At 69.9% G+C, this 21,508-nt stretch carries 22 protein-coding genes and 1 pseudogene; 13 read left to right on the forward strand and 10 right to left on the reverse strand.

What is annotated here, in order from left to right:
* The first annotated feature begins 64 nt into the window (after window positions 1-64).
* Both ACZ4WH_RS34145 and ACZ4WH_RS34150 read left to right on the forward strand, forming a co-directional pair.
* Window positions 65-196: a hypothetical protein gene (locus ACZ4WH_RS34145; RefSeq protein WP_468188134.1), complete on the forward strand. Its 132-nt coding sequence runs from the start codon at window positions 65-67 to the stop codon at window positions 194-196.
* Between the two features lie 17 nt (window positions 197-213).
* Window positions 214-440: pseudogene (locus tag ACZ4WH_RS34150) on the forward strand (transposase); the annotation flags it as partial.
* Window positions 441-762: 322 nt separating this feature from the next.
* Here the strand turns inward: ACZ4WH_RS34150 and ACZ4WH_RS34155 are convergent.
* Complete coding sequence (locus tag ACZ4WH_RS34155) at window positions 763-1,266, reverse strand: hypothetical protein (RefSeq protein WP_468188136.1); 504 nt, start codon at window positions 1,264-1,266, stop codon at window positions 763-765.
* A 39-nt stretch (window positions 1,267-1,305) separates the two neighbouring features.
* Between ACZ4WH_RS34155 and ACZ4WH_RS34160 the strand changes: the two genes are divergently transcribed.
* From ACZ4WH_RS34160 to ACZ4WH_RS34170, 3 genes are all read left to right on the forward strand, one after another.
* Entirely contained in the window at window positions 1,306-1,470 is a 165-nt protein-coding gene (locus ACZ4WH_RS34160; protein ID WP_468188137.1) for a hypothetical protein, read from the forward strand.
* A 466-nt stretch (window positions 1,471-1,936) separates the two neighbouring features.
* Window positions 1,937-2,428, forward strand: coding sequence for a DUF2975 domain-containing protein (locus ACZ4WH_RS34165; RefSeq protein ID WP_468188139.1), 492 nt, complete (start codon window positions 1,937-1,939; stop codon window positions 2,426-2,428).
* On the forward strand, window positions 2,428-2,649 hold the full coding sequence (locus ACZ4WH_RS34170; RefSeq protein ID WP_062039671.1) for a helix-turn-helix domain-containing protein: 222 nt from the start codon (window positions 2,428-2,430) through the stop codon (window positions 2,647-2,649). Before ACZ4WH_RS34165 ends, ACZ4WH_RS34170 begins: the two co-directional genes overlap by 1 nt.
* A gap of 621 nt (window positions 2,650-3,270) precedes the next feature.
* Here ACZ4WH_RS34170 and ACZ4WH_RS34175 read toward each other — a convergent pair.
* Together ACZ4WH_RS34175 and ACZ4WH_RS34180 are read right to left on the reverse strand one after the other, a co-directional pair.
* Window positions 3,271-3,930 carry a hypothetical protein gene (locus tag ACZ4WH_RS34175; RefSeq protein ID WP_468188142.1) on the reverse strand — a complete coding sequence of 220 codons (660 nt, stop codon included), beginning with the start codon at window positions 3,928-3,930 and terminating at the stop codon, window positions 3,271-3,273.
* A 422-nt stretch (window positions 3,931-4,352) separates the two neighbouring features.
* Complete coding sequence (locus ACZ4WH_RS34180; RefSeq protein WP_468188144.1) at window positions 4,353-4,784, reverse strand: MarR family winged helix-turn-helix transcriptional regulator; 432 nt, start codon at window positions 4,782-4,784, stop codon at window positions 4,353-4,355.
* A gap of 154 nt (window positions 4,785-4,938) precedes the next feature.
* Here ACZ4WH_RS34180 and ACZ4WH_RS34185 point away from each other — a divergent pair, with 154 nt between their 5' ends.
* Window positions 4,939-6,339 (forward strand): DHA2 family efflux MFS transporter permease subunit, encoded by a 1,401-nt coding sequence (locus tag ACZ4WH_RS34185; RefSeq protein ID WP_468188173.1) that lies wholly within the window; start codon window positions 4,939-4,941, stop codon window positions 6,337-6,339.
* A gap of 243 nt (window positions 6,340-6,582) precedes the next feature.
* Window positions 6,583-7,065, forward strand: a complete 483-nt coding sequence (locus tag ACZ4WH_RS34190; RefSeq protein WP_468188146.1) for a hypothetical protein — start codon at window positions 6,583-6,585, stop codon at window positions 7,063-7,065.
* Window positions 7,066-7,181: 116 nt separating this feature from the next.
* Here the strand turns inward: ACZ4WH_RS34190 and ACZ4WH_RS34195 are convergent, their stop codons facing one another.
* The gene (locus ACZ4WH_RS34195; RefSeq protein WP_468188148.1) at window positions 7,182-7,892 is read right to left on the reverse strand and encodes a hypothetical protein; all 711 of its coding nucleotides are present in this window, start codon (window positions 7,890-7,892) and stop codon (window positions 7,182-7,184) included.
* A gap of 148 nt (window positions 7,893-8,040) precedes the next feature.
* Between ACZ4WH_RS34195 and ACZ4WH_RS34200 the strand changes: the two genes are divergently transcribed.
* Both ACZ4WH_RS34200 and ACZ4WH_RS34205 read left to right on the forward strand, forming a co-directional pair.
* On the forward strand, window positions 8,041-8,454 hold the full coding sequence (locus tag ACZ4WH_RS34200) for a hypothetical protein (RefSeq protein ID WP_468188150.1): 414 nt from the start codon (window positions 8,041-8,043) through the stop codon (window positions 8,452-8,454).
* Between the two features lie 81 nt (window positions 8,455-8,535).
* Window positions 8,536-11,871: a TIM-barrel domain-containing protein gene (locus ACZ4WH_RS34205; protein ID WP_468188152.1), complete on the forward strand. Its 3,336-nt coding sequence runs from the start codon at window positions 8,536-8,538 to the stop codon at window positions 11,869-11,871.
* Between the two features lie 228 nt (window positions 11,872-12,099).
* Here the strand turns inward: ACZ4WH_RS34205 and ACZ4WH_RS34210 are convergent, their stop codons facing one another.
* Window positions 12,100-12,993 carry a helix-turn-helix transcriptional regulator gene (locus ACZ4WH_RS34210; RefSeq protein WP_468188154.1) on the reverse strand — a complete coding sequence of 298 codons (894 nt, stop codon included), beginning with the start codon at window positions 12,991-12,993 and terminating at the stop codon, window positions 12,100-12,102.
* Between the two features lie 105 nt (window positions 12,994-13,098).
* Between ACZ4WH_RS34210 and ACZ4WH_RS34215 the strand changes: the two genes are divergently transcribed.
* Window positions 13,099-13,797, forward strand: a complete 699-nt coding sequence (locus ACZ4WH_RS34215) for an SDR family NAD(P)-dependent oxidoreductase (RefSeq protein ID WP_468188156.1) — start codon at window positions 13,099-13,101, stop codon at window positions 13,795-13,797.
* A gap of 328 nt (window positions 13,798-14,125) precedes the next feature.
* Here ACZ4WH_RS34215 and ACZ4WH_RS34220 read toward each other — a convergent pair whose 3' ends face one another.
* Window positions 14,126-14,485, reverse strand: coding sequence for a substrate-binding domain-containing protein (locus ACZ4WH_RS34220; protein WP_468188158.1), 360 nt, complete (start codon window positions 14,483-14,485; stop codon window positions 14,126-14,128).
* Between the two features lie 254 nt (window positions 14,486-14,739).
* Here ACZ4WH_RS34220 and ACZ4WH_RS34225 point away from each other — a divergent pair, with 254 nt between their 5' ends.
* Window positions 14,740-15,738, forward strand: a complete 999-nt coding sequence (locus ACZ4WH_RS34225; protein ID WP_468188160.1) for a helix-turn-helix domain-containing protein — start codon at window positions 14,740-14,742, stop codon at window positions 15,736-15,738.
* Between the two features lie 247 nt (window positions 15,739-15,985).
* Here the strand turns inward: ACZ4WH_RS34225 and ACZ4WH_RS34230 are convergent, their stop codons facing one another.
* Window positions 15,986-16,462, reverse strand: a complete 477-nt coding sequence (locus ACZ4WH_RS34230) for a nitroreductase family deazaflavin-dependent oxidoreductase (protein ID WP_468188162.1) — start codon at window positions 16,460-16,462, stop codon at window positions 15,986-15,988.
* A gap of 334 nt (window positions 16,463-16,796) precedes the next feature.
* On the reverse strand, window positions 16,797-17,879 hold the full coding sequence (locus ACZ4WH_RS34235; RefSeq protein ID WP_468188164.1) for an aldo/keto reductase: 1,083 nt from the start codon (window positions 17,877-17,879) through the stop codon (window positions 16,797-16,799).
* Between the two features lie 258 nt (window positions 17,880-18,137).
* Between ACZ4WH_RS34235 and ACZ4WH_RS34240 the strand changes: the two genes are divergently transcribed.
* A complete protein-coding gene (locus tag ACZ4WH_RS34240; protein WP_468188175.1) occupies window positions 18,138-18,950 on the forward strand; it encodes an AraC family transcriptional regulator in 813 nt (270 codons plus the stop codon).
* Window positions 18,951-19,283: 333 nt separating this feature from the next.
* Here ACZ4WH_RS34240 and ACZ4WH_RS34245 read toward each other — a convergent pair whose 3' ends face one another.
* Entirely contained in the window at window positions 19,284-19,877 is a 594-nt protein-coding gene (locus ACZ4WH_RS34245) for a DUF3291 domain-containing protein (RefSeq protein ID WP_468188166.1), read from the reverse strand.
* A 32-nt stretch (window positions 19,878-19,909) separates the two neighbouring features.
* Window positions 19,910-20,653, reverse strand: coding sequence for a helix-turn-helix transcriptional regulator (locus ACZ4WH_RS34250; RefSeq protein WP_468188168.1), 744 nt, complete (start codon window positions 20,651-20,653; stop codon window positions 19,910-19,912).
* A 189-nt stretch (window positions 20,654-20,842) separates the two neighbouring features.
* Between ACZ4WH_RS34250 and ACZ4WH_RS34255 the strand changes: the two genes are divergently transcribed.
* Window positions 20,843-21,217 carry a hypothetical protein gene (locus tag ACZ4WH_RS34255; protein WP_468188170.1) on the forward strand — a complete coding sequence of 125 codons (375 nt, stop codon included), beginning with the start codon at window positions 20,843-20,845 and terminating at the stop codon, window positions 21,215-21,217.
* The last annotated feature ends 291 nt before the right edge of the window (window positions 21,218-21,508 follow it).

A 21,508-nucleotide genomic window follows, 5' to 3' on the forward strand; every position in this document is an offset into this window, starting at 1 on the left:
GCTCCTGTCTCGTTCGCGTGCCCCTTGAACGAGACGGCGCCCCGATTGCTGACAGAAGCCGGGTGTGACCCGGGTCACCGACACCGCGCCACCAAGGCTCCGAACGACCCCGAGCCCGCCCGGCCCGTTCACCCCGACCGGCACCCACCCGACCGGCCCGGCCTGGCACCAGACGCACACCGTCGGCTACGCCTAGGAGCTGTCCGGCCGATCATGTGTCTGTCGCTTGATCTGCTCGTTCTTTCGGGTGTGGGGCAGGGAGAACGCGGTGATCCGTCGGACGCGGAGTGGGAGCGGCTGCGACCGTTCCTGCGGTGAGCAACGGCCGGTGCGGCCGGTGGCGTGATCACCGGCAGGTGATCGACGGGATTCCGCACCGGGTACGGACCGGGGCGCAGTGGCGCGACCTGCCGGAGCGGTTCGGACCATGGAAAACGGTTAACGAGCGCCACCATCCACTTGAGCGCCGACGGCTGCTGCCGCCCACTGTCCCTGGTCGTCACCGCGGGACAGCGGGCGGACTGCACCCAGTCGCCCCTGCCGCGAGTACCTGCGGCGGCGGGATATCCGCCACACGATCCCGGAGAAGGCCGACAGTCAGGCCGGCCGCCTGCGCGACGAGGAGCGGTACAAGAAGCGCAACACCGTCGAACGTGCCGTCAACAAGTCCAAGACTCCCGCGCGGTGGCCACACGGTATGACAAACGCGGCTATGTGTTCTTCGGGACTGCCACGGCGGCAGCTGTCGTCGTCTGGCTCCGTTCATGACCGGCTCACGACACGCCAATCAAGCGCAGGAGCCCGGCCGACTGCGGCAAGCAGCTCGAGTGGCAGTTCCTTGTCCTCCTGGCCGATCGTGAGTGCAAGCCAGCGACCGCTGTCCCGGAGCGGCCACGCCTGCATGCTTACGGCCTGTTGGCTGAGGGAGTTGAGCGGCTCGGGCACTTCCTCGCCCTCACAGCCGGCCCTGAGACATGGCCAGAGGTCCACAACGAGTGGAACGCCCCAGCGTGTCGTGAACGTTGCGATCAGGGCGTCGAGGTAAGCCCGTAGTTCGGCCTCGGCCTCGACCGATGCCTGCCCATCGTCGTCGTCCCAGAAATCCCGGCTGACCCGCAGGACGCGCACCCGGTGCTCGGGGCCGCCGTACCCGGTGACGTCGACGAAGTTCATCTCCGGGAACGGCTGTGCGAGCAGCTCATCAATCATCGAGAGGTACTCCTCAAGAGTCGCACTCGAGAACGCTCCGGACTCAGCGGTGGTCATGAGCGCAGATTATGGGATTGCGCAGACAGCCAACCCCAGATGCGCACACCGGACCGTGATCGACCGGACAGCTCCTGGCAACTCGGCCATGACGTCCACCCGACCGAGGCGTACCTGGACCCGTGGCACGACCGGCTCAAGAACGCCTACGTCGACACCCTCGCGGACCTCGGCGTCACCCGGAACCTGGACGGCCGGGCGTGATGACCGGGCGTTCCTCGCCGGTGATGGAGCGGCACAAGGACGTCGACCCCGCCTTGGCCGCCGTACTCACCGCCATCAAGGCCACCGCGAAGGGCGGCGTCGGCAAGCTGTGTGAACGCCCGCAGGGCAGGCACTACAAGGCGGGGGAGCGGTGGCCGGCCCGGGAGTGGCCGACCTGCTCTCCGACTTCGTGGTCGTGTCCCTCGCCGGGAGATTCGCCGCCGGACTTCCTGCCGTACGCGGCGTCGGGCAAGCCCCAGCCGCGCGGGTTCCGCCTCGGGCCGCCGCCGGGCCTGGCGAAGCTGGCGGGCGTCCGGTCGATGCTGCGGTTCGCGCAACCGCCATGCCGGGAGAGGCGGCGACGTCCCGCCACCGTGCGGAACAGCCGCCCACCCTCCGTCCCAGCCCTTGCTTCACCTATCGAATCTCGATAGATTTCCATCGCTGCTCGATGGAAGGATGGGGTATGGGAAAGCTGACCGTGCGTGCGCTGCGCGCCGTGCTCGTCGTGGTGCTCGCCGGCACCGTTTTCGTGCAGGCATTGATGGTGTGGACATTGGCCAGTGGAAGCGATCCGGAGGACGGGTCGCTCCCGCTGACCGCGCTGCGCGTGATCACGATCCTGGGCATGGTGACGGTCCAGGTCGCCCTGGTCTGCGTATGGCGACTGGTGACGATGGTGCGACGCGGAACCGTGTTCTCCCACGCCGCCTTCCGGTACGTGGACGGCGTGATCGGCGCGATCGTGGCCGCTGCTCTCGTGTGGTTCGCCGTCACGGTCGTCAATGCGCCGGGCCAGCGGGACGACCCGGGCGTCACCGTCATCATGGGCGGGGTTGGCGTGGCCATCCTGGGCGTCGCGCTCATCGTGCTCGTGCTGCGGATGCTGCTCGCCCAGGCCGTTGCGCGGGACGTCGAAGCGGCGCAGATGCAGGCCGAGTTGGAGGAAGTGATCTGATGCCGATCGCCGTCGACATCGACGTGATGCTGGCCAGGCGGAAGATGTCCGTGGGCGAGCTCGCGGACCGCGTGGGGATCACTCCCGCCAACCTGGCGGTACTCAAGAACGGCCGTGCCAAGGCGGTGCGCTTCGCGACGCTCGCCGCGCTCTGCGAGGTGCTCGAGTGCCAGCCGGGCGACCTGCTTCGCTGGGAAGCCGAGGACGCCGCAGGCGAATGACGTGCCCTTCCAAGATCATGGAGTTTTCGACACCCAGTGATCCTGGTGGAAGACCGTGCCAGCCGACGTGTCATCGCCGATCCCGCCTGCCTCTGACCAACTCCGCGAGCACGCCGGGGCCGACCCGAGGAGATCCCGGGCCTGCTGAAGCGACTGGCCGAGGTGCCCGACCCTCGCGATCCGCGCGGCTGTACGGCACGCACTGGTCGTCGTGCTCGCGCTGACCGCGTGCACGGTTCTGGCCGGAGCGACCTCCTACTGGCGGCGGGTGAGTGGATCACCGACGCCCCGCCGTCCGTCCCGCAGCGCCTTGGCGTACGGCCCGCCCCGCTGTCCCCGAAGCGGTGCCTGCCGGCGGAAGTGACGGTACGGCGGCTGCTGGGCCGCATCGACGGCGACGCGTTGGACCGGGCGGCGGGCCGCTCGCTGGCCGACCGCCTCCCGGTCGACGCAGCAGCACGGTCAGTTCCGGCCGAGACCACAGCGGGCTCCCGTTCCTCGGATACCGGCCGGCCTTCGCCCCAGTCGCTACTCGACGGCTGGACGGGCGACGCGGCCATCACCTTCACCTCGGAACGCGTACCGGTGTCGTACGAGTGCCGGTCGGCCTCGGCCGCCGCACTACTGCGCCTCAACGCGTGGTGTGCCGTACCAGCGCCAGGTGGTGAGGCGTGGCCGACCGGGAAGTTCTGCGCGGCCGGTGACCCAGAGGAGGGTGGGCCACCGGTCGGTGTCGGTCGGGGCGTCGGGGAAGAGCCGGGCCAGTACCCGGTCGCACAGGTCGGCGGGCGGCGTCCACTCCATACCCAAGCCCAAAGCGACGTCATGGGTGTGCACCAGGGTCTCGACGACGCCCATCGCGGCGAAGCCTTCGGGGTCGGCTGCGCCGAAGACGTGGTGTGCCCGGACCGTGGGCGGGGCGGTGCGGACCATTGCGGTCAGCAAGCCGCCACTGGCATCCAGCACTTGCAGCAGACCGGCCGTACCGGCCTCGCGGTCCGCGAAGACAGCGTTCGCCGGGCCGCCCGGCCTCTTCCGACTCCACGCGAAGGGGACATCGGTGTCCAGCGGCGGGTTCGCTGGGCTCAGTTGGACCGCGTAGGAGAACAGGTCGTCGGCGAGGTGCTCGACGGTCTCCCAGCAATCCCACTCCAGGGAACCGGCCTTGACACTCCAGTCCCGCGCCTCGGCCCCACGCAGAGTGGCGAGCGCCAACCGGACGGCATGTTCGACATCGGCCGCGGTGACCGGGCCGCTCGCTGATCCCTCTGCTGTAGCCATGGCGGGACCGTACCAACGGTCATCTGCCGTCAGGCGACTGGTTTTCGAGCTGATGATGACCTGGAACACGGGTGGCTCGAATGGGTAGGCCCGGGGAGGGCAAACGATCAAGGGCCAGGGCGCTCCAGCGGCGGTCTGACCACGCAAGTGCACCTCGGCAGCGTCGCCGAGCCCGATTGAAGGCATCCGCCGGGGCAGAAGGGCCGAGCGGCATCGGGGATCAGCTGGGACCGTCCGCCGATGCCGGTGAAACGCCGGCGACGTACCGGAGGGACCAGGTTCAGCAGCCGCTCGCGCATCAGCGCGGCCGTGAGGACGGCAGCGCGCCGATCTCCGTCCTGCGTTCAGTGAGCCGCTATTCGTCGAGCAGGACGCGAGCGGATGAAGGCGGGCGGGTACGACCCATGGTCGGGGCGTCGCCGTCAGACGGTGTGGTCGCGGATGCGCGCCAGCAGCGCCCGCAGTTGTTCGCGGTCGTCCGCGTCCAGGGCGGCGGTCGCCTCGGCCAGGGCGAGGCGGTCGATCTCCTCCGCCTCGCGGTGGCAGCGCAGCCCCTCGTCGGTGAGCCGCACCAGGAAGGCTCGCCGGTCGTGCGGGTGTCGTACCCGCTCCACGAGCCCGTCGCGTTCGAGGCTGTCCACGATCGTGGTGGCGGTACGGGCCGCGATGCCCGCCATCTCACTCAGGTCCCGCATCCGCAGCGGTTTTCGGGCCTGGGCCAGCATGCGCATGGCACGCAGCCGGGCCACGGAGGCCCCCTTCTCCCTCAACCGGGCCTCCACGAACTGCCGTAGCCGGTACGTCGTCTCGTACAGCTCGTCGATCAGGATGTCGCTGCTGCCCTGCACTGCCATGGTGCCCAGTCTCTCCTGTCCCGCAGGATGAAAGCCATATGCTGAGTAAGCACATAGTGCGTATGCTCAGCATATGCGTCGACGTCACTCCGTGCTGTCCGCACTACCCGCCCGCGTCAGCCAGCGTCTGGTCGTCCCCGTCGTATGCGTCAGCGTGACGTTCATCGCGATCGTCGACGGAGCGATCACGACGGTGGCACTGCCCTCGATCGCCCGTCAGTTCCGGCTGACCACCGCCGCGCTGGACGGGGTGGTCGTCGTCTATCCGGTCTGCCTGGCCATGGCCATACCGGCCTCGGCCTGGCTGGTCGAACGATTCGGCGGCAAGCGTGTCCTGCTGACCGCCCTGGCCGGTTTCCTCGGCTCCTCGCTGCTGTGCGGGGCGGCGGCCGGACTCGGCCAGCTCGTCACCTACCGCGCCGTACAGGGCTTGTCAGCCGGCATCCTCTTCCCGGCCTCGACCGCGCTGCTGTTCGGCACCTTCACCTCCGCCGAGCAGGTGCGCATCTCCCGCTACATGATCATTCCGCAGCAGATCGCCCCGGCCGCGGCCCCCGTGCTGGGCGGGCTGCTGGTGGACCACCTCTCCTGGCGGTGGGTCTTCTACGTCAATCTGCCGGTCGGCCTGCCGGCCGTACTGTTCGGCACGCTGTTCCTGGCCGGCGACCGCGGCAGCCGGCCGGGCCGCTTCGACCTGCCCGGCCTGCTGCTGAGCGCGGGGGCCCTGGGCACCGCGATGTTCGGCATCAGCGAGGGACCCAACCGAGGCTGGACCTCCCCTGCCGTCCTCGTCTCCCTCGTCCTCGGCGCGGCGCTGCTGGTCACCGCCGTCGCCGTCGAACTGCGCACCGCTCACCCCCTGCTGCGGCTCAGGCTGTTCACCGACCGGCTCTTCCGGGACACCAACCTGATCAATCTGGTCGGCCTGATCCCCATCATGGGCGCTCTCTACGTCAGTCCGCTCTTCCTCCAGCAGGCCCAGGGCCGCACGGCGCTGGAGTCGGGACTGACCACCTTCCCCGAGGCGTTCGGCGTCCTGCTGACCGTCCAGATCGTCGGCGTCCTGTACGCCAGGGTCGGTCCGCGCCTGATCGTCGGCTGCGGCATGACCGGCGTCAGCGCGGTGCTGCTGCTCCTCGCCACCTGCGACGCGGACACCGGCCTGTGGACCTTCCGCACCTACATGTTCCTCTTCGGCGTCGCGATCGGCTGCTTCTTCATCCCGACCACCGTCGCCTCCCTGGCCACCATCGACCGGACCGACCTCGCGCAGGCCACGATGCTGAACACCGTCGTACGCCAGACCGGCGGCGCGCTCGCGCCGGCAGCGGTGACCACGGCCCTCGTCCTCGGCACACGGCCGGACGCCGGCGCGGCACCACCCGTCACCGCGTACCAGCACGCGTATCTCGCCCTCGCCGCGATCGCGGCGGCGACGGCGGTCTTCACCTTCACCATGCCCGACGGCCCCGCCCGCGCCGCCGCCCGCGTCGGCACCACCGCGTCCGGCCGACCCGCCCTCCGCCGACGCCGGCGGAACCGGGTCGACGCCTGAACCCTGCTGCGGTCACGAGGGCCTGAGCCTGGGCCTCCGGCAAGAAGCCGCCATCACCAGGCGGTGGCCAACAGCGACGAGCCATCAGAGGAAGTGGGCGCCGCCCGCGCGCCACCTGGACCAGTTTGAGGAACCTCCTCAGCTGCCAGGGGCAGTTGGCGCCACGTCACCCACCGCCGTACGGCTCGGACGACTCCCGCTACCGGGGGCATCGACTCCAACTCCAGTGGCGGATCGGGCGATGTGAGTGACCGCATGGCCGCGATCACCGCCGCCGGCGACTGGTATGTGTACGCGGGCGGCGCGGGCGGCGGTGTCTGGCGGTCCGAGCGAGGCGGCGGGCACTGGAAGCCGATCAGCGACAAGTCGCCGTTCCAGTCCACCGGCGCGGTAGCGCTCGACGACGCCGGGGGGCTGTGGCTGGGCATCGGCGAGGCGACCACTGCGGCGATCAGGGCGACTGAAGCGACGGCGGGGATCACCGCTGCCCACAACAGGGGCCGCAGGTGGTGGTCGAGCGCCTCGTACGGAGGCAGGCCCGTCAGCGGACCGGACCACCGCGCCGTCGGTGTCGGCGGCCCGGTGCAGCCCGAACACCTGGCCACGCTGTGCGTTCGGGACGCCTTCGACCAGCGGGGTGTCGCGGGGAGCCCCGCGCATGCCTTTGCCGAGCCGGTCGATGAGGGCGCCCGAGGAGCAGCGGCCAGGCGGTGGCGAGGGCGATGAGCAGCTTGCCGGGTGCGGTCAGCCGGCGCCCACTACCGGCGTCGCCGTGAGACCGGAGACCGGCACGCGGCCGCCCAACGCAACCTCTTCAACCGTATGATCGGCCAGCTCCCGGATCAGCCGTCCACCGGCGTGAGGCAGTCCTCCAGGGCCGTGCGCTGTGAGTCCGGGAGGTGATCACCCAGTGGCGTCTCGCGGGGGCTGTGTTCGCCTTCGCAGATCCAGGCACGCTCGTCCTCGTCGTACGACCAAGTGGCAGCTCCCCACATGGGGTGTCCCCGAAGGAGGTGGCGGGCCAGGGCGTCACAGTCGTCCGAGGCACCCTGGGCGATCAGTGCCTGCTGCACCAGGGTGACGGCTTCGGCCCGGACGTTCGTGTCCCCCAGGACGGGCAGCAACAGGAGAAGCCGGGCGTGCGGATCGGTCACTCCTTCCCCGTCCCCTGTGGCGTCGATCAGCGCGACGAGTTCGGGCCAGCACAGGCCGGGGCCGATGCGGTCCTCGTCCGTGCTGGCGAGGACCAGGTCGTTGGTCCACCAGTCGGGGTGGACCATGAAGTAGTCGGTGGACGTGTACTCCTCGCCGCTGTTGTAGTGCACGAGGATGCTGTGTCCGCCCGCGAGCGGGATCCGGAACATCGGCCAGGCAGCCTTGTCGCACAAGCGCTCCAGCATGCCTTCGACGTCCGCCGGGTCCACGCCGAAGGACTCCACCAGCGTTCCGTCGTGCAGGTCGACCAGATGGGCGGCCCAGAACTCCGGCTCCGCCAGCAACGGCAGACCGTCCACGACGGGAGAAGAGGCATACCAGCGCCTTGCCATGACCATGGCCCGATTCTCGCTCCCGATGCTTCCGACCGTTCGACCACCCTCTCAACGAACCGTGGTCAGCTCAACGCGTTGGCATCGCGACCGTTGCGCGGACAACAACCCTGACGAGCCGCTGTCGCCGTCGCACCGATTCGACTCTGGCCGCATGCGTGAGGCGCAGCCAGAGCGTTGTCGGCTTCATCATGGCTCACCGCATTACCGGACGATTGGCGCAGGTGTACTCATCCGCGATGTCGAAGACGCTGGCACAAGACGGGCATTCCGCGTGTCCGAACAGATGCGCGACTCCGTCGGCGAACACCTCCTGCCCCGCGAGAACGGCCATCTCGAACATCCACCTGCCAGTGCCGGTGAGTTCCTCACCGGCACTCATCGCCTTACCGCCGACTCACCAACCGAAACGACGTCCAACCCGCCCGACGAACTGACCAACTCAGTCGCGAACAGCGCGCGCAGCCTGTTGGGCTGGAAAGCGTTGACAACGATGTCCGTTGGGGGTGTGGACAGTTGGAAAAGCGGCGTGGTCTCATGCCTGGGAACCGCGATGACAACGTTGTAATCACCCGTGCCGGTACGGGCGTCGGCGATGTCCGTCGCGCGTTCCCCGGAGTGCTGCCGTGCCGGAATGGAGCTGTGCTGGATGGAGCGTGTTGTGCGACCAACGCCTTCGAGATTCCTTCGCAAGTGGCGCACGCCTGTGATCGGCCACCTCGTGGCCTGTGCGTCGTTGGTGCTCGGCCTGGCCGCCCCCGGTGTCGCGGCCGCGAACACCCCGAGCCCGCCGGTCGGCACCGCGACGGTGAGCCCGCCGGTCCGCACCGCGACGGTGTCCGTGTCGGACGCCCGGTTCGAGATCCTTTCACCGACCCTGATCCGTACCGAGTACGCCGGGGACGGCCGTTTCGAGGACCGGCCCACCTTCAACGCGATCGGCCGGGGTGCCTTCACACCACCCCGCTACACCTCGTCGGTCCGCGACGGCGTCCTGACCATCACCACCAGCGCGATGACCCTGCGCTACCGCGTCGGCTCCGGCCCCTTCACCGCGGACAACCTGACCGTGCGGCTGAAGGCGGGACAGCAGCCGGTGCTGGCGGCCCCCTGGCAGCACCCGGTCTGCGCCCCCGGCGTCCTGTGCGAGACAGAGGACCAGATGTACGACGGCCCCGGACTCGCCACGGACCACGGCGGGTTCACCGGCAAGGGCTTCCTGGCCGGGTTCGAGGTCGACAACAACTCCCTCTCCACGGACGTCCAGGCCAAGACGACCGGCACGTACGACTTCGCCGTGCGCTACGCCAACTCCGTCGGAGGTGACGGCCGCCACGAGACCCGGACCCTCAGCCTCAGCGTGGACGGCGGCACCGACCGCACGTTCAGCCTCCCCGAGACGGGCGACTGGAACACCTGGGGTGTGGCCCGGCTGCCGCTGTCTCTCGGCGCCGGCCACCACACGGTCACACTGCGCCGCACCGCCGCCGACTCCGGGAACGTCAATATCGACAGCGTCGCCCTCCTCACACCCGGAGCCGCCTATCCCTCCAGAGCCGACAGCGCGGTCCCGGGCTGCCGGTTCGGTACGAGCTGCGAGGCCGAGGACGCGCTCCTGTCGGGTTCCGCGGTCGTCGCCACCGACCACAAGGGCCATGCGGGCTACGGTTTCACCGGCGAGCTGAACCAGGGAGCCCGCATAACCGACCGGATCGTAGGCGTACCCGAGGACGGCACCTACCTGCTGCATCTCCGCTACGCCAACGGCTCGGGCGGCGACGGCCTGCACCAGACGCGGAGCGTGCGGGTCAGCACCGAGGGCGGCACCGACAGCACCCTGTCCCTGCCTCCGACGGCCAACTGGGACACCTGGGCGTCGGCGTCCATCCCGGTCAGCCTGAAGGCCGGCGCGGACGAGATCACCCTGGGCTGCCCCGACGCCACCAGCTGCCACGTCAACGTGGACACCGTAGCCCTGGCCCCCCGGCAGGACCCGGCCCCCGCGCCGCACCTCGCCCTGGGCGGCTACCGGCGTAGCCTCGACGGACTCAACGGCGACAACGACCCCACCCCCTGGACCACACCCGGCCTGCTGCACCGCGACGGCTGGTACCTGCTCGACGACACGCCTTCAGCGGTCTACGACCCCGGCACCAGGAAGGCGTCCGCTCGTCCCGCCCACCACGGTCGGCCCTACCAGGACGGCTACCTCTTCGGCTTCGGCCACGACTACCAGCAGGGCCTGTCCGATCTCGCCACACTGACCGGCCCACCGCAGCTGCTGCCCCGCTGGGCCTACGGCGTGTGGTACTCGGAGTACATCGACCGTACGGCGAGCGACTACGAGAACACCGTCCTGCCCGCGTTCCGCGCCGCCGACGTGCCGCTCGACGTACTCGTCACCGACACCGACTTCAAATCCCCGAACGCGTGGAGCGGTTGGAACTTCGACCCGGCCAAGTTCCCCGATCCCGAGGCGTTCTTCGACTGGTCAGCGGGCCAGGGACTGCACAACACCCTGAACGTGCACCCGAGCATCCTCGGATCCGACCCGCAGTTCACCAAGGCGCAGGCCACGGCCGACGGCAAGCTGCGCAAGGGCGGATGCGCGCCCGCGGGCGGCGCGGACTGCTACACCTTCGACTTCGGCGATCCCGACCAGCTCAAGGCCTACCTGGACCTCCACCGGCCGATGGACCGGGCCGGCAACGACTTCTGGTGGCTGGACTGGTGCTGCGACACCTCACGCTCCTCGCAGGCCGGTGTCACCCCGGACGCGTGGATCAACCAGCAGTACGCCGACCTCACCGCCGAAACCAGCGAGCGGGGCTTCGTCCTCTCCCGCGCCTACGGCTCCCTCCAGGCCGGCGGCTACAGCGGGGGAGTGGGCCTGCCCACCGGGCCCTGGGCCGACAAGCGGACCACGCTCCACTTCTCGGGTGACACGACGTCCAACTGGGGCACCCTCCGCGCCGAGATCGGCTACACGCCAGGAGAGTCCGCCGCCACCGGCATGGCCGCCGTCAGCCATGACATCGGCGGCCACAACGACGGCTACGGCATTCCCGGAGCGGAGACGTACACCTCCGACGGCCAGACCCACCGCACCACCAAGCTGCCCGACGACCTGTACGCGCGATGGGTGCAGTTCGGGACGTTCCAGCCGATCGACCGCCTGCACAGCAACCACAGTGACCGGCTCCCCTGGCAGTACGGCCCCGAAGCGAGGAAGTCCGCCGAGAAGTTCCTCAGGCTGCGTGAGGCGCTGGTGCCCTACACCTACACTCTGGCTCGGGAGGCCGCTGCCACCGGAGTCCCGATCGTCCGGCCGCTGTACCTGCGGTACCCGGAGGAGGAGACCGCCTACACCAGGGCGGGCACCGAGTACCTGTACGGGCCCGACATGCTGGTCGCGCCGGTCACCACGCCCGGCACCAGCACCACGACATCGGTCTGGTTCCCGCCGGGACAGTGGACGGACTACTTCACCGGACGCACCTACACCGCGCCCGCCGGCGGCGCCACCTACGACGTCACGACGACCCTGGACACCATGCCGGTCTTCGTCCGCGCGGGCGGCATCGTCACCACGCGCTCCGAGAACGTGGCCAACGACGCGCAGCACCCGCTGAACAAGGTCGGCGTCACCGTCGCCACGGGGGCCTCCGGCTCCTTCTCCCTCTACGAGGACGACGGCGTCGGCCCCGTGTCGAAGCGGGCGGCGACCACACAACTGCGGTTCACCGAGCACAACGGCTCCCACCTGCTGAAGATCGCACCTGCCAAGGGCTCCTTCAGAAGCCAGGTGAGCCGGCGCGAGTGGACGGTGTCCTTCCTCGGGGTGGAACACGCGCCGACCCGCGTGGCCCTGAACGGCACCGGGACGGACACATCGACCTGGCAGTGGGACGCCGACACGCACACCCTCCGCGTCACGGTGCCCTCACAAGGCATCCGGAAGGCAGCGACCGTCATGTACCGCTAGTCAGCCCCCTGCTCGGCGGGGCGCCCCCGTCCGGTGTGTCCGGACGGGGGCGCCCCTCGCATTTCCTCACGCGGTGGTGTCGGTGACTTCCGAGTGCAGCAGGCCGACGACGACAAAGTGAGCCGGCCGCTCGCAGACGAGCCGGGGCGGCACCGGCCACGCGGCCCCGCAGACGGTCCTGGCGGCGCTCGAACGCCGGCCGCCAGGACCGCCCCCTCGCGACCCGCGTCATCCTGCCCACGTCGAATCAGTTGCTGCCCTGGCCGGTGGGCCGGCCACGGCGGCGAGCTGGAGCTTGGTTTCGTCCTCGCTACCGGGCTCGGCGCTCATAATGACGATCTTGAGCTCGGAGTCGCCGTCGGTCAGGACGTCGCAGTCCACCGTGACCGGGCCCACCGACGGGTGGTCGATCGTCTTGTGGTCCTCGCGGTGCGCGGCCACCTCTCCTGTCGCCCAGAGCTCGGCGAACCTCTTGTTACCCGCGTTCAGTTCACGGATCAGCGTGGCCAGTCGGCTGTCCTGGGGGAATCGGCCGGTGGCGCGGCGCAGGTCGGAGACGACGGCGGCGTCGGTGGCGTCGCGGTCCGCCTCGGTTACCGGCCACAGCGCGAGGCGGGCGGGGCCGACGTCCACGGGGAACCTGTCACGGGCGAAGTTGCGCAGATGCGGCGGCGAGGCGGAGGGGTCGCCCAGCAGGGCGGCCCACACACGGTTCCACCACACCAGTCGCCAGTCCGCCGCGAACACGGCGACCGCCACGTCCCCGAGGCGGGCGAGCACCCGCTGTAGGCCGGGCGGAAGATGGTCAGGGATCGCGCCGCCCGCCGGTGGCACGAGCTGGGCCAGCCGGTACAGGTGGTCCCGCTCGGCGCCGGACAGTTGCAGGGCGCGCGCCAGGGACGCCACCACCGACGCCGAGGGCGTCGTGGCCCGCCCCTGCTCCAGGCGCACGATGTAGTCGACCGACACCCCGGCCAGGTCGGCCAGTTCCTCCCGCCGCAGCCCGGCCGCCCGGCGCCCACGCGCCACCGGCAGCCCGGCGGCCGTCGGGGGCAGCCGGTCCCGCCACGTGCGGATCATCGCGCCCAGTCCGGTTCCGGGTGTCGTCGACATGATCTCCATCCTCGTGCATCCCCGGTCGTGCGTGCGGGCGCGAGGGTGGTACTGGTCTTCCTACCGTCGAAGCGTCCCTGTTCCGCCTCCCTGGCCGAGGCGAGCATCGAACGCATGACGATCACCTTCATCACCGGGGCCAACAAGGGGCTCGGCCGCGAGACCGCCCGCCGCCTGATCGAGTGCGGTCACACCGTGCTCGTCGGAGCCCGCGACCGCGAGCAGGGCGAGGAGACCGCCGCCGCGCTCGGCGCACGCCACGTCCCCATCGACGTGACCGACGACGCGTCCGTGGCCGCCGCGGCAGCGAACGTCGCCGCACACGAGGGCAGGATCGACGTCCTGATCAACAACGCCGGTGTGCACGGCCCCGTCGGCGACCCCAGTGACCTCACCGCCGCCGACGCCCTCGCCGTCCTAGACGTCAACGTCATCGGCGTCGTCCGTACCACCACCGCGTTCTTGCCGCTGTTGCGGCGATCGGACGACCCCGTGATCGTGAACGTCAGCAGCGGCATGGGCTCCCTCGCCCTCACCCACGACCCCGACCGGCCCGAGTCGCACGTCGTCGCGCCGCTGTACACGTCCTCGAAGGCAGCGCTGACGATGTTGACCACGCAGTACGCCAAGGGGCTCAAGGGCATCCGCGTCAACGCCGCCGACCCCGGCTACACCGCGACCGACCTCAACGGTCACAGCGGCCCCCAAACCGTCACCGAGGGCACGGACGCGATCGTCGCCCTCGCCACCGAGGAGCCCGGCGCCGGCACCGGACGCTTCCTCTCCCGCCATGGCGAGATCCCCTGGTCCTGAAACCGGCCGTGCCGGTCCAGCCGACGCCGCCGGTCCCCTGCCGACTGCCGGCTGCCGAAGCGACCCACCTGGCTCGATCCGGCCGACCACCGTCTGTTCGCCGGCAGGCACCCCTGCTCAGTCGCCCGCCGCGTCGGGGGAGGCCGTCGTCTTCCGCGGTTCTGCGCCGCCTCAGCCCAGGCCGGGGCGCAGATGCGCGGGAAGAAACGCAGATCGTCATGCCACGGCTGGCGCACTGCCGACAAGAGGTCGCCGATCCGCCGGCCCCACCGAAACCACGGCGCAGGAGCCGCGCCGGCCCACCGTGCCGGACACAGCCCGCGGCGGCTCAGCGGGGCCCGGTGATGCTGCCGCGGACGACAAGGCGAGGGGTGAGAACGACCTCGCGGGGCTCGACACGCTCCTGGTCGAGGCGTTCGACGGCGGCGGCCACGGCATGGTGGGCCTGCCCCTTCGCCGCCTGGCTGACCGTGGTCAGGTCGAAGGAGCTCAACCGGGAGAGGGGGTCGTCGCCGTAGCCGGCCACGGACACCTCGTCGGGAACGGTGATGCCGGCGCGGGCGAGGGCGGCGAGGAGACCGATGGCGCAGCGGTCGTAGAAGGTGACGACGGCGGTGGGCAGGTCACCGGAGTCGATCAGCAGGCGGGCGGCGCGTTCGCCGGCCGCTTCGGCCGTGTCTCCGTGCACGACCCGGATGTCCGCGTCCAGCCGTGGCCGCGCATGGCAAGACGGCAGAACACCTGCGCTCCGGCCTCCGCCCGGAACACCGCCGCCCCTTCCGCCCCCTCCGCCGCTGCGAAATTCCGTTCGGGGCCGGCCGGTGGCAGCACCCGCTCCGCCCCTCCCTCGTACCGTTGGTCTCACGGATTCACGCGATGTCACGGCCTGGTTCGCGCTGCCAGTATGTGCCTCGAAAGTGCAGTGAAAGAACGGGGGACTCCATGTCGCAGGACTCATCAACCACCCTCCACGCCACGGACTCGGTGCCGGCCCACCGCAGACGGGCCTACTGGCGCGATGCGCTGTCGCGGACCTTCGGGGCCGTTGACATCAGCGTTCCCGGGGAGGTGTATTCCGGCACGGTCCGTACGTCACCGCTGGGCCCCATCCGGGGCGTCACTGTGGAGGGCGACCCGATGCAGACCCTGCGCACGCGACGACTCATCGCCGGGAGCGCCAACGACCACCACGTCGTCGTGATGCTGCTCAGCGGGGGGAACGCCCGGATCGAGCAGGACACGCGCGACGTACACGTGCGGTCAGGGGCGCTCTTCGTCTATGACAGGGCACGCCCCCTACGGCTGACCTTCCCCGAGCGGTTCCAGACGAAGTCCCTCGTCCTGCCACGGGACCTCCTGGGACTGGGCGAGTCGGACCTGCGGCAGATCACGGCCGCGCCGCTCGGCCGCGAGTCGGTGCTCGGCACGCTGCTGACGCCGCTGCTGTCCCGGCTCGTGGAGAGCGCGGCGACGTATCCGCAGCGGACGGGCGAGTCGATCGCCCGCAATGTCGTGGACCTGGTGCACACTCTGGCCGAGGAGCGACTCGGCAGGGCCACCGCGGACACCCCGACCGCCGCCCGGATGTCGCTGCTGCGCATCCGGGCGTACATCGACCGGCACCTGACGGATCCGGACCTGACGCCGGACGCCATCGCCCGGGCCCACCACATCTCGGTCCGCTATCTGCACAAGCTGTTCGAGGGGGAGGACATCACCGTCAGCCGGTGGATACAGCAGCGCAGACTGGAACAGTGCCGACGTGACCTGGCCCGCCGGGGCGCAGCGGGGCTCACGATCGCCGCGGTGGCCCACCGATGGGGGTTCACCAGCGCCTCGCACTTCAGCCGGGTGTTCCGCGCGGCGTACGGCGTCTCCCCCGTCGAGTGGCGGAACTCCGCCGTGCTCGGGGACACCGCTTCCGCAGTGCCCCAGGCCTGAGCCGCCCAGGCCCCACCTCCGCTACCTCGCTGCCCCAGCGGCCCACGGCGCTCTGCCGGTACGCCGCTCAACCCACCCGGGACCGCCCCGACGGGACGAGCACCGCCGAAAACGGCACCGGACCGGCGGATCGGCGAGCCGGCCCGCGTACCGCAGGTCGGGGCAGGCTTCACCGACCGGGTCGCCGCCGGGGCCCTCCGCCAGGCCTCGCGTCTCCTTTGTCGAGGCGCTCCCGGGGACACCTACGTCAATCGCCGGCCGTGACGGGAAGGGGAGCACCCACATCGGACCTCACGGGTTCGAGGACGAGTACCGGTATCACCCGTTCCGTGTTGCGCTGGTATTCCGCGTAGTCGGGAAAGGCCTCGACCGCGCGCTTCCACCATTCTTCCCGCTCCCGCCCCGTGGCCTCGTGAGCGAGGTACTCCCGCCGCACGGCCCCGTCCTGAAGCTCCACCCGTGGGTCGCTCATGACGTTGTGGTACCAGGCCGGATGCTGGGGCGCGCCGCCCTGGGAGGCGACCAGCGCATAGCGTCCCGCGTCCTCGACCCGCATCACCGGGGTCTTGCGTATCTTCCCCGTCTTCTTTCCCCGCATCGTCAGGACGACCACAGGACGGCCAACTATCGTATTTCCCTCGGTACCGTTGCTGCTCTCGAAGAGCGCAACCTGGTCCCGGGCAACGTCCAGGGCACTCGGTTCGTATTCGCCGTTCAGCGGCATTCTCTTTCCTTCCAGTATCGAAAGTAACTGCCGGGGCAGAGGCAACGGTTGCCCGTTCGACGGCGCGGCCAGCCGATCGTCTGGGCGATGACCTTACGGAGGGGGGCGGACATCCGTGGTCGGCTCCGGCAGCCGCTGGTACGCAGCAGAACGGTCAACTCGTGCAACTGTGGGCGGGCGTCTCGAGCGTCGAGTCGAGCGCCAGGGCCGTCGCCCGTCCGATACCGGATCCGCCTCCGGTGACCAGAGCCGTCTTGCCCAGGAACTGCTGTGACATGTGGCCCCTTCCGCTTTCGTGTCGGGGTATGGCGGTTTTCGTTCCCGGGTGTCGTGCTCAGTAGCGGTTGCTGCTGGCCTGCAACAGCGGGGACACCATCGATGGGCGGCCGTCCACGGTGGCTCCGCCGAACTGGATCATCGGCGCCAACGTCCTGTTGTTTTCGGCCGGGAAGTTCAGCGTGGGACGAGACACGTCGTCCAGCACACCGCGTTGGGCCTCGGTGAGGGTGATGTCCAGGGCATGCAGGTTGGCCTCGAACTGGTCCATGCGGCGCGCGCCGATCAGGGTGGAGGTGATTCCGGGACGGCCATGCACCCAGGCCAGGGCCACTGCTGCGGGACTGGCGCCCACTTCGCCGGCGACGGCGTTGAGGGCGTCGATCACGACGTAGTCGGCCTCGCTCGGGGCGCCGACCAGCTGCGTGCGCGTGGTGTCGACCGGGCTGTCGGCCGCACTGGAGTACTTGCCCGACAAGAACCCGCTCTTCAGCGGTCCCCACGGCATGACCCCCATGCCCATGGCCTGGGCCATGGGGATCAGCTCTCCTTCCGAGGTGCGTTCGAGCAGGGAGTACTCGACCTGAAGCGCGATGATCGGGGCCCATCCGCGGAAGCGCGCGATGGTGGCTGCCTCGGCCGTCGCCCACGCCGGCACGTCGGAGAACCCGACGTAGCGGACCTTGCCGTCGCTGACGAGGTCGTCCAGCGCGCGGAGGGTCTCCTCGACCGGTGTGGACGGGTCGAAATTGTGCAACCAGTAGATGTCGGCATAGTCGGTCCGGAGGCGCCGTAGCGAGTTCTCCAGCTGTTGCACGATCGCCTTCCGGCTGGGTCCGCCGCCGTTGGGGTCGTTCTCGTACAGGTTGCCGAAGAACTTCGTACCGATCACGACCCGCTCACGCAGCGCGGACCGGCCGGCGAAATAGTCGCCGATGATCTTCTCGGAGTGACCGTTCGTGTAGATGTTGGCCGTGTCGATCGAGTTGCCACCCCGATCCAGGTAGGCCGCAAGAATGTCTTTGGACTCCTCCGGACCGCTTCCCCAACCGTGATCCTCACCAAAGGTCATCGTGCCCAGCGTGAACGGGCTGACCCGCAGTCCCGAGCGGCCGAGCGTGACGTAGGAATCGAGCGACATGACAGAAAGCTCCTAGCCGGAGGATGTTCGGGGACGCCGTGGCGGCTGTCTCCCAGTGCTCCTCCATTCGACCCCGCCGCGTGGTGATCTCCTAGACCAATCCGCCCGGATCGTTGCACGATCCGCTCAACCTTGCCCGGATCATGTTCGCTGCGTTGAAACCCGTGGTCCACTGGTGTGGTGGATCACCTGGACGAACTTCGCGATCGGATCGCGCGACTGGCCGCGGGCAGCCCACGCCCGGTGTGGATCGAGGGAATGTCGGTGTTCTCGACCGAGCACGTGACCGAACCGCTGGGTACGGTCACCGAACCCATGATCGCTCTCATAGCCCAGGGAGCGAAGCGCACTGTCCTCAACGACCACATCTTCGACTACCACGCGGGCCAGTACCTCGTAGCGACCGTCGACCTTCCCCTGACCTCACAGATCACCTGCGCCACGCCCGCCGAGGCCTTTCTCGCGTTCGGGCTTCCTTTGCAACCCGCGATCATCGCCCAACTGCTGGTGGAAGCCGGTCCCACCGGTTTCCGCCCTCATGATGGACCGGGCATCGCGACCAGTGACGCCGACGACAAGCTGCTCGACGCCGTCGTCCGACTGCTGCGCCTGCTGGACGAGCCACGTGACATCCCGGTACTGGGACCCAGCGTGCGACGCGAGATCCATTGGCGGCTGCTGAACGGCCCCCAGGCGGCCCTGGTCAGACAGATCGGTCTTGCCGACAGCCGCATCACACTCGTCGCCCGCGCGATCGAATGGATCAAGACCCATTATGACCGGGTGATTCGCATCGACGACCTCGCGGACGAAGTCGGCATGAGCGTCTCCTCACTCAACCGGCACTTCCGTGCGGTGACCGCGATGAGCCCACTGCAATACCAGAAACAACTCCGGCTCCAAAAGGCCCGCATGCAGCTCATCGCAGCTCCCCACGACGTCGCCGCGATCGGATACGCCGTCGGGTACGACAGCCCCTCGCAGTTCAGCCGCGAATACCGACGCATGTTCGGAGCCCCGCCGGGCCAAGACGCAGCACGCCTCCAAACCGCAGTGATCGTCCAGGAGTAGACGCTCGGCACACGCTTACCGGTGCCCGCTTGAGCGCCGACGTCGTGGCAGGGGAACCGACCTTGGCTCGCCGTGTCGGGAGCGCGGCCGGGTCAGCCACGCGACGGTCAGGTGCCCGGTGGACCTGCACGGCCGACCGGCCGATCCCGATACTGAGTTCGACGATCCAGTGCGGCGGTGCCGGATTCGTGCGCCGGCGCGCCCCTGCTCGGCCTGCCGCCGCACCAGCTGCGCGATCTTGCGGTCGACGCGCGCCACACACAGCGCGCGCCATCCACATCACGTGCCGCCCACATCGCGCGCCAATTCAGTCTGAACGCTCAAGCGGCAGGGTTAGAAGTGCGCTTTCCCGCCTGCGGTCGTGGAGACGATCTGAACCGCCGCCGAGTCCCCGGCCGTCGTCGGCCGAGCGCTCCGGGAGGCCCGCTCAGGCTGCGCCGGCGGCATCTCCTGCATGTGCCGGGCGGCCTCGGTCGCGGTGTAGGAGGAGGCGAAGGTGAACGCGCGCGGGGACGGCCCGTGCGCCCGCAGGTCCGCCAGCCGCTCCAGGGCCTCGCTGACGGTCGGGAGGTGACCGGCGGGGATCCACCAGAGCACCAGGTGCGCCTCGACGTGCCGGTTGAACCATTCGCGGCGCCGCCGCATCACCTCCAGGTGCCCGCTGCGGTAGGTGAAGTCCCACAGGGCCTCCTGGGTCTCCCACACGGACAGGTTGACGATGACGTCCTCGCCCGCCGGGCGCAGGCCGGTGGCGTCGGCCGCCCCCTCCTCCACGAGTCGCCACACGAAGCCGGGCGCGCCGTCGGCGGCGGCGTTGACCGGGTCGAGCATCTCGACGAACGGGGTCATGCGCGGGTCGTCGAAGGGGTGGCGGAGCGTGGCGACGTTGAGCTGGGCGAGGTGGGCGCCATGCGCGGATGCGGTCATGGCCTCATCCCAGCATGCCCCTCTTTTCTATGTCAATCACCATTGTTTTTAGAAGCCTCGACCACTACGCAGCACTCCCCTGGACGAGCGTCCATGCGAGCGCGGACGGAACCGTCCGTGCCGAGCAACCCCTCGAGCAGCGCGAGATTCATGCCGCAGACGAGTGGCGGGAAGCGTTCGGCGACGGCGTGGAAGGGGCAGTTGCGCATACGAACGACGCGTGCCGCCGCCCCGGTCGTCCCCTCAGCGCCCTCAGTGCCTTCGGCCCCCTCGGCGTCTTCGGCGGCCTGGACGCCCTCCGCGCTCTCGGCGCCTTCCAGGTGCGGCTCGTAGCCGCGGGCGGCCAGCATCTTCATGGCTTCTTCGAGGCTGCCACAGGGCGCCGCAGAGCCACGCAAGGCCTCGCCCCGGCGGCGCGCGGCCGCGCAGAGCCCGGCATCCAGCCCGGCCTGCTCGGCGGCCTCGGCGAGCAGCTCGGCGGCGGTGCGGTAATCACGGGCGGGAAGAGACACCGACCGTTCGACCCGCGCCCGCGTGTACACCTTGGCGGGACGGCCCGCCCCCGGCCCCGAGCGGCCCGTCAGGCGCCGGCTACCGCACTCCAGCAACCCGGCATCAGTCAGCTTGTCCAGATGATGCGCGGCGAGCGTGCGCGCCACCCCGGCCGCCTCGGCGGCCTCGTTGCGGCCGACCTCACGGCCCTGCGCCGCAACGTACTCATACAGGCGGCGCCGCACCGGATCCTGCAACACCGCGATCGCTTCGATGTCCTCCACCTGGCCATTCTAGAAACAATCCAGGTTGGAGATAGAAAAGGCGGACTTACTCCGGCTGGTGCCGCCCGAAGAAAGATCACCCACCCCGGCGGCGTCCTCACCACCGCCTCCGACCAGGTCCCCGACTGGCTCGCTCCGCTGCCGGTAGAGGCCCTGCACGGGATCGGCTCCGCGAGGCCGCCGCGCTGCGTGACTGCGGCATCCACCTCGGTCGGACTGCTCGCCGCCGTCTCCCCGGCCACCGTGCAGCGTCTGCTGGGCAAGAAGGCCGGCCGGCTCGCCGCCGACCGCGCCCGCGGCGTCGACCCCCGCCCGGTCGTCCCCCGGACCCTGCCGGGCCTCAGCCGCCGTACGCCACCGCTTCACGAGCCACACCCTGGACGGCGCCGTCGTCCGGGCCGCCCTGCCCGACCTCGTCGTCCGGCCTGGCGGACGATCTCGCGCGGGCAGACGAGTTTCTCGAGTGCGTGTGGTGCGACCACGCACCTCTACCTGGGCGGCCCGCGCTGCGACGAGTCCACCCGGTGGCCCGAGCAGCAGCGCGAGCAGATCCGTACCGGCTGAGACCTGGTCGACGGCATCCATCGGATCCGGGACCGCTGCAATGCAGCGTCCCGGTGGTACGGGGGAGACCACCGGGACGGCGACACCCACCCTACTCAGCACTGTTGTCCCGCGGGCGGGGATCGCGGGGAATGTCCGGATGTGGTCGGCGCGACGGCTGCCTGGGTCGGCCGCTGACCGGGCCGACGTCGTCCACCGGACCAGCTCGTATCCGACTCGTGGGCGGATGATCGTATGACGGAGCGCTGGTCGGGGTAGAACGGATGCCGGGCGTCTTCACAGGGTGGAAGA

The sequence above is a fragment of the Streptomyces sp. NPDC029138 genome (genome assembly GCF_055564375.1).

Coding starts and splice junctions, on each gene's coding strand:
- ACZ4WH_RS34155 (WP_468188136.1), bottom strand. CDS start 1,266: ATGACCACCGCTGAGTCCGGAGCGTTCTCGAGTGCGACTCTTGAGGAG.
- ACZ4WH_RS34160 (WP_468188137.1), top strand. CDS start 1,306: ATGCGCACACCGGACCGTGATCGACCGGACAGCTCCTGGCAACTCGGC.
- ACZ4WH_RS34165 (WP_468188139.1), top strand. CDS start 1,937: ATGGGAAAGCTGACCGTGCGTGCGCTGCGCGCCGTGCTCGTCGTGGTG.
- ACZ4WH_RS34170 (WP_062039671.1), top strand. CDS start 2,428: ATGCCGATCGCCGTCGACATCGACGTGATGCTGGCCAGGCGGAAGATG.
- ACZ4WH_RS34175 (WP_468188142.1), bottom strand. CDS start 3,930: ATGGCTACAGCAGAGGGATCAGCGAGCGGCCCGGTCACCGCGGCCGAT.
- ACZ4WH_RS34180 (WP_468188144.1), bottom strand. CDS start 4,784: ATGGCAGTGCAGGGCAGCAGCGACATCCTGATCGACGAGCTGTACGAG.
- ACZ4WH_RS34195 (WP_468188148.1), bottom strand. CDS start 7,892: ATGGTCATGGCAAGGCGCTGGTATGCCTCTTCTCCCGTCGTGGACGGT.
- ACZ4WH_RS34200 (WP_468188150.1), top strand. CDS start 8,041: ATGCGTGAGGCGCAGCCAGAGCGTTGTCGGCTTCATCATGGCTCACCG.
- ACZ4WH_RS34205 (WP_468188152.1), top strand. CDS start 8,536: ATGGAGCGTGTTGTGCGACCAACGCCTTCGAGATTCCTTCGCAAGTGG.
- ACZ4WH_RS34210 (WP_468188154.1), bottom strand. CDS start 12,993: ATGGAGATCATGTCGACGACACCCGGAACCGGACTGGGCGCGATGATC.
- ACZ4WH_RS34215 (WP_468188156.1), top strand. CDS start 13,099: ATGACGATCACCTTCATCACCGGGGCCAACAAGGGGCTCGGCCGCGAG.
- ACZ4WH_RS34225 (WP_468188160.1), top strand. CDS start 14,740: ATGTCGCAGGACTCATCAACCACCCTCCACGCCACGGACTCGGTGCCG.
- ACZ4WH_RS34230 (WP_468188162.1), bottom strand. CDS start 16,462: ATGCCGCTGAACGGCGAATACGAACCGAGTGCCCTGGACGTTGCCCGG.
- ACZ4WH_RS34235 (WP_468188164.1), bottom strand. CDS start 17,879: ATGTCGCTCGATTCCTACGTCACGCTCGGCCGCTCGGGACTGCGGGTC.
- ACZ4WH_RS34240 (WP_468188175.1), top strand. CDS start 18,138: ATGTCGGTGTTCTCGACCGAGCACGTGACCGAACCGCTGGGTACGGTC.
- ACZ4WH_RS34245 (WP_468188166.1), bottom strand. CDS start 19,877: ATGACCGCATCCGCGCATGGCGCCCACCTCGCCCAGCTCAACGTCGCC.